General features: G+C 65.9%; 10 protein-coding genes and 1 riboswitch. Of the genes, 9 read left to right on the top strand and 1 reads right to left on the bottom strand.

Annotation, left to right across the window (positions count from 1 at the left end; translation table 11 throughout):
- The first annotated feature begins 133 nt into the window (after positions 1-133).
- The 9 genes from OHA42_RS28465 (at position 134) to OHA42_RS28505 (ending at position 10,079) form a co-directional block, all read left to right on the top strand.
- Positions 134-370, top strand: coding sequence for a hypothetical protein (locus tag OHA42_RS28465; RefSeq protein ID WP_328402549.1), 237 nt, complete (start codon positions 134-136; stop codon positions 368-370).
- A 270-nt stretch (positions 371-640) separates the two neighbouring features.
- Positions 641-1,900 (top strand): PucR family transcriptional regulator, encoded by a 1,260-nt coding sequence (locus OHA42_RS28470; protein WP_406230871.1) that lies wholly within the window; start codon positions 641-643, stop codon positions 1,898-1,900.
- Between the two features lie 111 nt (positions 1,901-2,011).
- Positions 2,012-2,446, top strand: coding sequence for a CBS domain-containing protein (locus tag OHA42_RS28475; protein ID WP_406230872.1), 435 nt, complete (start codon positions 2,012-2,014; stop codon positions 2,444-2,446).
- A 115-nt stretch (positions 2,447-2,561) separates the two neighbouring features.
- Positions 2,562-3,872 (top strand): aminotransferase class V-fold PLP-dependent enzyme, encoded by a 1,311-nt coding sequence (locus OHA42_RS28480; protein WP_406230873.1) that lies wholly within the window; start codon positions 2,562-2,564, stop codon positions 3,870-3,872.
- Positions 3,869-5,155, top strand: a complete 1,287-nt coding sequence (locus tag OHA42_RS28485) for a heavy-metal-associated domain-containing protein (protein ID WP_406230874.1) — start codon at positions 3,869-3,871, stop codon at positions 5,153-5,155. The genes OHA42_RS28480 and OHA42_RS28485 overlap by 4 nt, the downstream gene beginning before the upstream one ends.
- A complete protein-coding gene (locus OHA42_RS28490) occupies positions 5,152-6,747 on the top strand; it encodes a decarboxylase (protein ID WP_406230875.1) in 1,596 nt (531 codons plus the stop codon). The genes OHA42_RS28485 and OHA42_RS28490 overlap by 4 nt, the downstream gene beginning before the upstream one ends.
- Entirely contained in the window at positions 6,747-8,069 is a 1,323-nt protein-coding gene (locus OHA42_RS28495) for a pyridoxal-phosphate dependent enzyme (RefSeq protein WP_406230876.1), read from the top strand. The genes OHA42_RS28490 and OHA42_RS28495 overlap by 1 nt, the downstream gene beginning before the upstream one ends.
- 92 nt (positions 8,070-8,161) lie before the next feature.
- Positions 8,162-8,791 carry a TetR/AcrR family transcriptional regulator gene (locus OHA42_RS28500; RefSeq protein WP_406230877.1) on the top strand — a complete coding sequence of 210 codons (630 nt, stop codon included), beginning with the start codon at positions 8,162-8,164 and terminating at the stop codon, positions 8,789-8,791.
- Positions 8,792-8,953: 162 nt separating this feature from the next.
- Positions 8,954-9,125: riboswitch (M-box (ykoK) riboswitch) on the top strand.
- 234 nt (positions 9,126-9,359) lie between these two features.
- Positions 9,360-10,079: an MgtC/SapB family protein gene (locus tag OHA42_RS28505; protein ID WP_406230878.1), complete on the top strand. Its 720-nt coding sequence runs from the start codon at positions 9,360-9,362 to the stop codon at positions 10,077-10,079.
- Positions 10,080-10,181: 102 nt separating this feature from the next.
- Here OHA42_RS28505 and OHA42_RS28510 read toward each other — a convergent pair whose 3' ends face one another.
- Positions 10,182-13,091, bottom strand: coding sequence for a tetratricopeptide repeat protein (locus tag OHA42_RS28510; protein WP_406230879.1), 2,910 nt, complete (start codon positions 13,089-13,091; stop codon positions 10,182-10,184).
- Positions 13,092-13,135: the final 44 nt, after the last annotated feature.

A 13,135-nucleotide genomic window follows, 5' to 3' on the forward strand; every position in this document is an offset into this window, starting at 1 on the left:
CTCGGCCGTTCGTGCAAATGTACTTGCATCTGTAAGCGACAACAGCCTAAACTCGGAGCCATAATCCGGGAGGTACGCAGGGAGTTCGCGCCGGCGCGATCAGCCTCCCCATCTCATATGCGAGGGGCGGTCGATGAGTCAGCCATTCCGAACTCCCCACCGAGTTGCGTTTGCCGGCGCCACCGGGATCGAAATGGTGCGGCCACGTGCAGTTCCCGACTTCACACCACCGGATTGCGGCACCGAGCCCCGCGCTCTCACCTACCGACTGGCCCGCGAAATTCTGCACATTCACGACGTCCATGGACCACAGTGCAGGCAGTGGCTCGCCGCGGCCGCCTACCTCTCCGCCGGACTCGACGACGAATAGTCACCACATCCGGTTGGTGCGCAATAAAAAACAGACCGGCCGCTCCGATTTTGGTCGACGCTAATTCCACGCGACCGATCAGTCGGACACCCCGCCACGGCGCCGAAACTTTATGACACCACAGCGCGACGGGATATCTACTCGGACAATCGCAGGGTCTGACAACAGATCTCACGGATCGCTACCCACATTCATCACAATTTCGTATAGTGATGCACACGATTCGGGCTCAGTTCTATTACGCCCGACGTGGTTACTGGAGCGACGTGTATGACCTTCTCGACGCTGGATCTGTCCATCAACACGCCTGACACGGCGTTGGAAATCGGCGGGCAACCGGCGTCGGTTCCGTTGCAGAACACCGATCGGGTGACCTCGCGCATGGTGGGCTACTTCGCCACCTGCATGGCCCCCTGCCGCACGCTGCCGGGCGAGCAACTGCGCGGTGACGTCACCAAACTGACCCGCAGCTGTCTTGCGCTCGCCGCCGAAATGTTCGACAAGCGCGCGGTACCCGACGACGAACAGCTCGACGAGGTCCGCGAAGCCGCGGCACAATGGGCACGGGAAGCCGTGCCGCTCGGTACCATCCTGCGCGCCTACCACGAAGGACTCCGGATCGCGTTCGGTCTCGTGACCGCGCGGGCCAAGGCCGATGATGTCGACGAGTTGCTCGTCGCCACCGATCTGATGCTCGAACTGCTCGAAGCGATCACCGCCGCGGTGTCGGACGCCTACGTAGACGAACAGCACCTCGTCGCGCGCGAACACCAAACTGCGGCACAGACATTGGCCTCGGCCCTGCTGAGCGGACGCAGCAGCTCCGCATTGGCGCGGCAGGCTGGCATCCCCATCGCCGAGTCGTACCAGGTGGTGGCCCTGTCGATTCCGGAACATCCGGACGAGCGAGACTCTCGGGTCGACGAGCAGGTCGCAGCGCGCCGCAAGTTGCGCCGGTTGCAGTCGGCGTTGGCCACCGTTTTCGACTCCCGCGTCCTGGCCCTGCTCAGCACCAAGGGCGGCACGCTGCTGATCCCGGTCGACGAGGGCGCGGTGATGCTCACCGGCGAGGTACTCGCGCTGCTCACCGAGGCCGCGGCGGTGCCGCTCACCGCGACGCCGGTCCTGGGTAACACCGAGCAGATCCCGGAGGCTGCCGAGCAGGCGCACGAGCTACTCAACCTGGTCCGGGTGGCCGGACGCGCACCCGGCCTGTACCAGATGGCCGACCTGGCCGTGGAGTACCAGCTCACGCGCGGCGGCCCCGCGACCCGGCGGATCGCCACCATTCTCGATCCACTGGACGCGCACCCCGAATTGTTCGACACGATGCGCGCCTATCTCGGCAACGATATGAACCGCCAGCTGACCGCGAAGCAGCTGTATGTCCACCCGAACACCGTCGACTATCGTCTGCGCCGTATCTCCCAGCTCACTACCATCGACCTGGCCACCTCGGCGGGCATCTCCCAGGCGGCGATCGCGCTGTTGGCCCGCGATCTCGACCGCAGCATCGCGCGCCGTCTGTAGGTCCACAGCCCCAGCTCGAGACCTCGTCGCGACCTGATGCGGATTTGTGCTGGTCACATGGTCGCGAACGAGAGATCCTTAGAACTGCCGCGACATATGGATGGTGGAAATATGCGAATTGCGGAGATCTTGCGTAGAAAAGGCACCGAGGTGGCCACCGTGCCGCCCGACACGACGGTGCGCAACCTGCTGGCCGCGCTGGCCGAATACAACATCGGAGCGGTGGTGGTATCGCCGGACGGCAGCCGGATCGCCGGCATCGTCTCCGAACGCGATGTGGTCCGGAGCCTGCACGCACGCGGCGCGGACCTGCTGGACACCCGAGTATCGGAGATCATGACCGTCGACGTGCACACCTGCGCACCGGACGACCTGGTCGACGGACTGCGCAGGACCATGACCGAGCACCGGATCAGGCATCTGCCCGTGGTGCACGACGGGCAGTTGATCGGCATCGTCAGCATCGGCGACGTAGTCAAGAGCGCGATCTCCGAACTCGCCACCGAACGCGAACATCTCGTCGAGTACCTGCAGGGCAGATACTGAACGATCGCCGCGCCCGTGACGCGTGAAAGACGTTGTGTACGAGAAACCTTCGAACGCCCTTCGCAAAGTGCGTATCGTTATTGGCGTCCAGCGGTTCTCGGAAGGGAGCGACACGTTGCGTTCACCTGCGTCCGGGTCGCACCTCACCCGGCCTGCGGCCACCCGGTCGCACGTACCGGCGGTGCCGGAACCGCCGATCTCCCCATCCGCCGCCGCGCGCCGACTTTTTCCCGCTCTCGCCGAATCCACCGCGGTCTACCTCGACAGCGCCGCAACCACACAGAAGCCGCTGCCGGTCATCGAGGCCATCCACCGGTATCACAGCTCGCGCACCGCCAACGCCGGTCGCGGCACCTACCCGTGGGCAACCAGCCTGACCGGGCAGATCAGCAGGATACGGGCGCGTACCGCGGCATTCATCGCCGCCGAACACCCTGACGAGGTCGTTTTCACCGGTGGCGCGACCGCCGCGCTCAACGCCGTCGCACTGTCCTGGGGCCTCGGCGCGCTGGAGGACGGCGACGAAATTCTTTACAGCCCACGCGATCACGCCTCCAATGTCCACCCGTGGCACCATCTGCGTCGAGTGCTGGCCCGGTTCGGTCGCCACGTCGAGTTGGTCCCCTATCGGGTGACCGAACTCGGTGAGGCGGACACCGCCGACATCCTGGCCAAGCTCACCCCGCGTACCCGGTTGATCACCACCAGTCACTTGCATCACGTCTTCGGCGGACTGACCACTCTGGAGGAACTGCGCGGCAGGCTGGACCCCTCGGTGTTGCTGTGTTTCGACTGCAGCCAGAGCGGCGGGCACCTGCCGGTGAACGTGACCGAACTCGGCGCCGACTTCGCAGTGTTCGCCGCGCACAAGATGTTCGGCGCGCCGGGGACCGGAATCCTGTACTGTCACCGTCGAATTCACGATCAACTGCTGCCGTTCCTCCCCGGTGGCAATTCCGGAGTCGAGCTCACCGACGCCGGGCTCGTCCCGACCGGTATGCCGGATCTACTGGAGGGCGGCACCCAGAACATCCCGGGCATCCTCGCGCTCGGCAGCGCATTGGAAGTCCTGGAGTCCTTCGATATCGGGGCGATAGCCGAGCACAATCGCGAGCTCACGCTGCGCCTGATCGCCAATCTGCGCCAGGTACCCGGCCTGGAATTCCTGCCGGGGCCCGCGCACGCGCCGTGTGCGATCGGCTACGGGATCCTGTCGTTCACTCTCGCCGGAATCTCCGCCACCGACCTCGGATTCGTCCTCAGCGAGCTAGGTTTCCTCGTGCGCACCGGCGCCCACTGCACGCCGGCCGCCGCGGCCGACGATGCCGACGATTCGGTTCGGGTAAGCACACACATCTACAACACGCTCGAGGAGATAGACCGCTTCACGGAATGTGTCATGACCATCGCCATGGAGGTCCGATGAGTATCGACGGCTCCCCGCGCTACGACCGGCGGGCCGCTTCCCGAGTGCTGGCCGGACTTGCCCAGCCCGGATTGTTCGCTACGCCCATCCCTGTCCCCGCGGCTCGCAGGATCGAATACACCTGTGCCGCACTGCGTCCCGAATCGAACAGCCATCTCACCTTTTCGCAGCGGCTGTACCTGGAGCGGTTCATGCGCCCCTGCCGTCCCTACCAGATCACCAGCGCCACACATCGGATCGCCTGGACCGACAGCGACGGAATCCCCAACACCGGCCACTTCCGATCCGATGGGCTGGGGCCGCTCGTCCCGATCGCCATGCGCGAGACGGTGCTGACGCTCTGGCACGCGTTGGCCGCGAATTCTGCTCTCGCCGAACGCATCAGCACACTCGGCCTGCGCGAGCACGCGGTGCTGGCGGCTACCACCACCGATCACGAACCCATGGACATCCTCCGCGTCGGCGTCGAAGCAACCGGGCGGGCATTGGCCCAGCACGCGCTGCTCGCCCGGCAGACGCCGTATCGCGGCGCGGCCGAATTCGCCGAAGGAATGCGTGATTCCGGGCTCTTCTCTTCGGTCGCGACCCGCTGGTTTTGGGAGCTGCAAGCCTCGACCTATCGGCGCGGAATGATTCCGGTGACCCTGGCCACCCAGCCCGACGGGACCGTCCGCTACACCGCGGACAGCGTGGCGATGCTGCGCGCGATGAAGGACTCGACCATCGAGGATGCGCACAACGTCATGCGGCGTGCCACGAGGGTGGAGGGGTTGAGCGTCGAAGATGCGATCGCCAAATACCACGACGATCTCGACCTGATCTCCCGCCAGTACGCGCTGCTGCCGTCCAACACCCGGCCCGCCTGCCTTGCCGCGATGCCACACCACCTCGGCGGCGGGCACTACACCCTGTTGCCGCTGGTGGTGGACCAGTTCGTCACTGTCTTCGGCTGGCTCGCCAGGCGCTGCGAGATCAACGAGGTAAGCGCCGAGCTCGATGAACTGACCGCCGGTGGCGAGGCGACCGCCGAGGACCAGGTGTTCTACGTGCCGGACATGAACTGCAAACACTGTGTCCGCACGATCACCGGGGTGCTGGAGTCTATGGGGATCAAGGTCGTCGACATCGATCTGATCAGCAAACGGGTCGTCGCGGAATTCCGCAGCCCGCGCAATCGGGCCCGCGCATTCGAGGCCATACGCGACGGCGGCTACAACCCGGCCGCGGACAAGCCCGCGGCGATCGATACGTCGACAACCGCCCCATCGGAAACCGCGGTATGACGGCGCCGCTACCGGCGCTACCAGCAAAGATCCACCCGCTGGTGCGCGCCTTCCTCGACTCGCGCGACGCCGTCGAAGACACGGTGGTCCGCTTCGGCTCCCCGGTACATCTGGTGTTCCCGCAAGTCTATGCCGAGAACCTCACACGATTCCGTGCCGTCCTGGACCTGCAAGTGTCGCACTACCGAATCTGCTACGCGCACAAGGTGAACCAGTCGCGCGCGTTCGTCCGGACAGCCGAGCATGCAGGCGTCGCCATCGATGTCGCCTCACCGCAGGAGCTGGGCAGCGCGATCGCAGCGGGTTTCGATGCGACGCGCATCGAGGTGACCGGGCCGAAAGGCGAAGCATTCCTGCGGGAGCTGATCGACTGTGGCGTCACCATCAATGTCGACAACCTGTGGGAGCTACGCCGAATTGCCGAACTGGCGGGCGACCGCACGAAAGTGCCGGTACTGCTGCGTGTTTCCGGTTTCGCGGCGGCATCGGCGAGCCGGTTCGGCGTACCGCTCGCGCACCTCGACCGCGCCTTCGATCTACTGTCGGCCAGTCGCAGCCGAATCACCTTCCTCGGCTTCGCCTTTCATATCGACTCGGGTGAGCCTGCCGAACGCATCAGAGCCATCGATGCCTGCCTGGCCTTGGTCGAACAGGCCTACGACCACGGTCTGACACCGTCGGTGCTGAACATCGGTGGCGGCTTTCGTCAGGTCTTCACCGCCGACGCGGACCGCTTCGACGGCTACGTGCTCGCGCTGCGCGAGGCACTGCTCGGCCGTGGCGCGCAGATGAGCTGGGGGAACAATACTTTCGGCTATCACGTCGACGGCGGTGCGGTGCACGGTATTCCGGTGTTCCACAAGTACGCCAATACCGTGCCCGCGACCACGATGCTCGCCGACCTGCTGGCCGCGCCACTGGAGCGCCACGGTGGGCGCACCGTGGCGCAAGTCGCCGGGGACAATATGCTCGAATTGTGGCTGGAGCCCGGCAAGGCACTTGTCGATCATGCCGGCGTGACGGTGGCGAAGGTCGAGTTCGTCAAGGAGCTGGCCGATGGCACCGTGGTTGTCAATCTCGACATCAGCCGTGATCTGGTGACGCCGGCGGATCAGGAGGTCATGGTCGACCCCATCGTGCTGTCCGGCAACGCCCACCGCCCGGACGCACACGTCGGCCACGCTACGGTGACACCGCTGCGCCCAGTGGGCGACACCTCGACGACACTGCATCCGATGCCCGAATCCGGTCCGGTGGCGGTGTATTTCGCCGGTCGGCTGTGCCTGGAACGCGATCTCATCACCAATCACAAGGTATGGCTGCCGCAGCGGCCGGAGCCGGGCGACCTCGTGGTCTTCCCCAATACCGGCGCCTATCACATGGATCTGTCGGCGGCGACGGCCTCGATGCATCCGGTGCCGACCAAGCTTGCCGTCACCCACCGCGCGGGCAGTTTCCAGGCGTGCCGCGACGGCGATTACGAACCGCCTGTGCCGGTCGGACTGCCGCCGCACCCGTCTGCCGCACGCGGTCGGCATCGACCGCCGGTGCTGCGCCACGCCTCCCACGCCGACAACGATGGAGCGCCGTAATGCGCTACGACCACATCACCGAACTCATCGGGAACACTCCGCTGCTGCGCCTCGATCCTGCCGTGCACGGACTGGAGAACGTCGAGCTGTACGCGAAGCTGGAGTCGCACAATCCTTTCGGCTCGGTCAAGGACCGAGTGGCGTGGGGCATGATTCGCGACGATCTCGACGAGATCCGGGCGAACGGGCAGACCCTCATCGAGGCGTCCAGCGGCAATACCGCCAAGGCGCTGCGGATACTCGGCGCGGTGTACGGCGTCGGGCTGCGTGCGGTCACCAACCGGATCAAGGTCGCCGAGGTGCGGGATCTGTTGCAGCTGTTCGGCACCGACATCGTGGAGCTGCCCGGACTGTCCGAGTGCCCGGACCCGACTACACCGAACGATGTGTATTCGGTCATCGAGGCGACGATGGCCAAGGATCCCGACGCGTACTACCACGCCTCGCAGTACACCAACGAGAAGAACATCGAGGCCCATCACCACGGGACCGGCCGCGAAATCCACGAGGATCTCGCCGCTGACGGCATCACCCGTGTCGACTACCTCATCGGCGGTCTCGGCACCACAGGTTCCACCCGTGGCACCGCCACCTACCTGCGCAAACACAATCCCGAATTACGCACCATCGCCGTGGTTTCCGACCGCACCGACTTCATCCCCGGCATCCGCTCGGAGAGCGAAATGTGGGACGTCGGTCTGTTCCAACCCGACTTCTACGACCGTATCGTCACCGTCGACGCCCCCAGCGCCGTCGACGCGACGCTGCGCCTTGCCACCGGCTACGGCATTCTCGCGGGCCCGACCAGTGGCGCCAGTTATGCCGCGGCACTCGAAACCTTGCGCGCCACAGCGGCTTCCACCACCGATGGCCCCGTCGTCGCCGTTTTCATCGTCTGCGATCGCCTGGAACCGTACCTGTCCTATATCAAGAAGCGCAGGCCGGATCTCTTCGACCGCACCGACCGCAGGCCGCAGCCCACCGCGACCGAATTGGCCGCGACACCGGTGCTGTCCCCCGACGAACTCGCCGATCTCGATCGCACCGCCCGACCGACCGTCGTCGACACCAGAGGGGCCATGGCCTACCGCATCGGCCACGTCCCCGGCGCCATCAACATTCGCGACGACCAACTCGACGACATGTTCACCCACGGTATCCCTTTCCCCCGCTCCCGCCCCGTCGTCTTCGTGTGCCCCGTCGGCGAGCTCTCGCTGCGCTTCGCGACCACCGCCCGCACCGCCGGCTTCGATGCCTACAGTCTGGCCGGCGGCATCGTCGCCTGGCGCGACGCCGGTCTGCCCCTGGAGCGCGGCGCTTGAGTCCGCGGGCACCGGCGCATCACTCCGGCACTTTCCGGACACCGGGCAGCCGCGAAAGACGCGGTGGCCTCGACGCCTACTAATGTGAGACGGTGCAGACAGGGCAGGAATCAGACGACGACGCCGGTCCCCGGATCTGGGGCGGCACGACGCTCACCGAGCGCAGGCAGGCGCGGCGGGCCGCGCTGCTCGAAGCTGCGCTGGACCTGATCGGTGAATCCGGCGCTGCCGGGGTCACCATGCGCGCGGTGTGTCGGCGGGCCAATCTCACCGACCGGTACTTCTATGAGAGTTTCGCCAGCCGCGACGAACTGCTCGACCAGCTCTATCGCCAAGTGGCCGACGAGTTCCTCGAGCCGATGACCGCATTCGCCGCCACCGACAATCCGGCGCGCGACCATGCGCTTTCCGAAGTACTCGTCGACAAGGTGCTCGCGGATCCGCGCAAGTCGCGATTGTTCCTGGTCGAGCCGTATTCGAGCACCGGCCTCGGCCAGACCACCATCGCGGTCATGCCGGTGTTCACCCGCCTGATGCAGGACCACTTGTTCGCCCACATCGAAGACCCGGTCCGCCGCCGCCTGGCCGCGGTCACCATGGCCAGCGGTAATGCGGGCATGTTCTCCGCGTGGCTCAATGGTTCGCTGCGCGCCACCAGGGAAGAGGTCATCGACCACTGCGCCGAAACGATCGCGGCCTACCGCTGCCTCTATCGGTCTTGACGCTGTGTTCAGGAACACATAGGGCCCACCACGGACAGCGATAGACCCACCTGGACACAGGCAGGCAGCTCTAGGCGATGAATCCTGGAAGCGCCGGACGGGACGCATGCCCGGACGTCGCATTGCCAATACTTTCGTTTGGGTGTTTACTGGCCAGCGCAAGGTGCCGATCGTTCGCTGAGGCTCCTTCACGGATACAGGCCAGCGACCCCGAACGTCGAGAGACGCCCCGGGTCAGGACAGGTCTCCCCGGATTAAGGGGTGATCCCGATTGGCTCCCGACACCTGTCGGGTTTACGCCGTGAAGTGCCAAAGGTCTTACGAGGAGGGCTTCCACCGGCAGGTTTGCCGGGATCCCCACGCATACTCCGCAGCGATTGCCGATACCGCGCCCGGCTTTGCCGTGCGCACAACAGCCGAAGGAGGTGAGCCGGATGCCCGGCGGAGATAGTTCGACGACCCTGTTAGCCAACAATTCACCCGGCGACACCTCCACAGCCGATTTCGGAACGGGACCAGCCTCGTAGCCTGCTGTCCGATGGTGCGCCGACCAGTCAGGGAGTGCGTGATGTCAACAGTAGAAATGATCATTCGGCTGCTCGCGGGCGTCGGCTTCGGCACGGTGATCGGCTTCGAGCGGCAGTATCGGGCCAGGGGTGCGGGCCTGCGCACCAATGCCCTCGTCTCCGCGGGCGCGACGCTGTTCGTCCTGCTGTCGGCCAATGGGTTCGAGGGCGCCACCGCCGACCCGACCCGCGTCGCGGCCCAGATCGTGTCCGGAATCGGCTTTCTGGGCGCGGGCGTCATCATCCGCGACGGATTGAACGTGCGTGGATTGAATACCGCTGCGACACTCTGGTGTTCGGCGGCTGTCGGCGCACTGGCCGGAGCGGGAATGCTCGGCACCGCGCTGGCGGGCACCGTTGCGGTCGTCGTGGTCAATATCGCCCTGCGGGCGGCCGGGCGGGCCGTAGATCGCCAGCCCGACGCATCCGATGAGCAGCCCGCTTCCTACGCCTTCGTCGCCGTGACCAATGACGAGCACGAGGCACACGTCCGCGCGCTGCTGGTGCAGGCGTTGACGCGCACGGAATTCCGGCTGGTTTCGGTGGCCAGCGCGAACACCGACGTCCCAGGCCGGGTGGAGGTACGCGCAGAGCTGACCGGCGACCAGCGCGATGACCGGCAGATGGAGTCGGCGGTGAGCAGGCTGAGCCTGGAGCCGTCGGTAACAAGCGTCGGCTGGCACATCTCGGTGCCCGAGACGGCGGGCGGTGCGCGGGCATGACCCTGTTGCGTTCCTACCCCTCGCACGACGCCCTCGATCGGCCGCGCAACGGCGCGGCCGATGTCGTGGCACACCAGGTACCACTCGCCCTCGGGCACAGGGCTATCGGCCTGAGTGGGCGCGCCAGTAGTCGAGGTTGCTTCGCGTCAGTTGGGTGTGGGCGTTATCGGGGCCGAGGACGCGTTCCTGATCGGCGAGCAGTTGTTCGTATTCGGCGATCGCGCGGGTGATGTCACCTGCTTCGCCGTGGCAGGCGGCCAGACAGTTGCGGGTGTACAGGGTATCGGGGTGGTCAGGGCCGAAGATACGGAACTGGTCGGTGAGCAACGACTCGTATTCTGCTATTGCCCTTGATGTTTCGCCGCCCTCCCGCAACCATCGAGCGATGCTGTTGCGGGTGCGCACGGTTTGGGCGTGGTCGCGGCCGAGCAGGCGATTCAGGTCGCTGAGCAGCTGTTCGAACTCGGCTAGGGCGCGGTCGATTTCACCTGCCATCGCGCGACTGCGGGCGAGATCATGTCGGGTACGCAGGGTTTCGGGGTCGGCGGTGCCGAGAATTTTCGACTGGTCCTCGATGATCTGCTCGAATTCGGTGATGGCGCGGCGCAGGCTACCGCGTTCGCTGCGCCAATACGCCAGACTGTTGCGCACGCGCAGGGTCCACGGATGGTCGGCGCCACACACGCGGATGTAATCGATCACGAGCCGTTCGAGTTCGGCGACGGCGCGCTCCAAACGGCCGGTATGCCCCCGCCAGTCGGCGGTGTGGAGGCGAGTGGTGAGGGTGTCGATGTGCTGATCGCCGAGCACTCGCGCCTGATCACGGCCGAGATTCTCGAGTTCTTCGATGGCGGTATTGATGTCGCCGCTGCGGCCGCGGCTGTTCGCAAGGCGGTTGCGCACGCGCAGGGTGTCGTGATGATCCGCGCCCATGACCGCGGTGAAGCTCGGCAGCCACGCCGACCACAGGTCGCGATTGTCGGCGGCGCGCGGCGTCTGCAGTTGCTCGAGGAAGTCGAAGGCGGCCGCGGAATTGCCGAAGGCCAGGTAGTGGCGCACCGCCGCGCCGCGGGCGTAAGTGGTGGCACTCTTGGCGCCGTTGTCCTCGATCGCCGCGATGATCGCCCGGTGGCCCTCGTCGAGTTCCACTCCGAGCCTGCGGCATTCGGCCCGCAGTCCGGCCAGCAACGCGGCATGGGTCACGCCGACCGCCTCGCGGGCGGTGCCCGGTCGGCTACGAGTGACCAACGAGCCGAGACCGACCGTGAGGTCACGCAGGCGGGCAATCTCGGTCTGGTGGCCCATCCACTCCATCGCCGCGTCGAGCACTTCGATCGGCAGCGCAGGCCCGACGCCCGCGGCGGCGAGGACACCGAGCAGCGCGCCGATCGTCCCGGCCGTTGCCGCACCCGCGACCTGCAGGGCGGCCCCGATGCGCAAGGCCACCACATCGTCGAGGTCGACGTCGCGCACCATCGCCTGATCGGCCATCGCACCGGGGATCTCGGTCAGCAGCCGAGCCATCAGCCAGCCGGCTGTCACCGAGTCGGAATCACCACGGGTCGAAGGTGTTTCGGCCAAGAGCACATCCGTCCATGCTGTCCACTCGCGCTCGTCGAGCACCATACGACTATCCCGCGCCGACTCCACTGTGGCGGCGATGTCCTCGGCGACCGGCTCGGAGACCACGATGCGGTGCATATGGGCGAGCGCCGGAGCATCCTCGATCCCCATGCCCTGTCGAATACCGAGGATGACCCGCACCTGACGAAGATCATCGCTGCGCGTCAGATCGGTGACGACATCGATCAGCAATTGTCGGGTGCCGACTTCCGGATGGTTGAGCCCGTCGACGATCACGGTGACCCGTCTACCGTCTTTTGCCAACCGCGCCAACGGATGTCGAACCTCGATGTCGAACACGTCATGAGCGGTGCCGTTGTGTTCGTCGAGCTCGCGTGCGGTCCGCGCGGCCGTGGCGAACCCGGGCACCCTGGCGGTCAATTGCGCCGACAGCTCGGCGGCCACCGCGTCGACCGAACTGTTCACCGTCAAAAAGATAGCGGCAGTGATGTATTCGGGCGAGATGGGCAGAGTGTCGACGAGACTGGGCCGGATGAGCATGGCCAGCAGGGTCGACTTGCCGACACCCGGCGGCCCGATGACGCCGCGCAATCGGTTGCTGCCGGCTTCGATGATGTCGTCGAGGGTCTCCCTCACCGCGGCGGTGAGCAACAACCTACTGGTCAGCTGGTCGACGAAACCTGCGGCCGGCCGGCCGGTGACCGCATCGCGGCGACGTGCGATATTCGGCACCAGCCACAGGCCAGGGTCACCGCCCTCGCTGACGGTGACAGTGCCCGAGGTGAAGGACAGATGTTCGGGCTGCTGCCTGGTGCACACCGTCGCAATCGGGTCGACCAGATCCGACGGCAACAGATTCTCGCCACGCAATGGCAGCCCGGAAGCGAAGGTGGACAACATCGTTCGAGTGAAGCAGCCCGCATACGCGGGGCCGTCACCCGCGGCGACCAACAGCTCCATCCGACCCGCCGCCCTGGCCAGCAATTCCGGCCATCGACGGGCCGCGCCGAAGAGGCCCTGCTCGGTCTCGCACGCATCCACCAGCACCACCAGCCCATCGAGCGCCGACCTGTTCAGTCGCTCCCGAATCTCCTGGATGAGATGAAATGCCGTGTGGGAGTCCGGCATCGACGGCGAATCCTGACCGAGCAGAAAGAAGTCCTCGGCACTGGTCGCCGTCCCATGCCCGATGAACCCGATCAACAGTGTGGCCTGCTGCTGCGCTGCGGCCGCGAATGCCGCTCCGACCGCCGAACTGAGCTGCGCCGCAGTCGGATTGAGCAGTGGCCCGTCGGCATCGGTCGCGGCTTGCCAACCGCCGGTCGATTTCAAACTCTCGTACAGACCGGTCGCGAGTTCGCCGGTGAACCCCAGTTCCCCCAGCGCCCCGCATTCGGATCCGACGACCAGCGCGAGCCTTCCTCCCATTCAGGCAACCTACCTTCCCTCGCGAAACGGGAACCCCGCATTGG

Source organism: Nocardia sp. NBC_01009 (genome assembly GCF_045208035.1).
In the GTDB taxonomy this organism is placed as follows: domain Bacteria; phylum Actinomycetota; class Actinomycetes; order Mycobacteriales; family Mycobacteriaceae; genus Nocardia.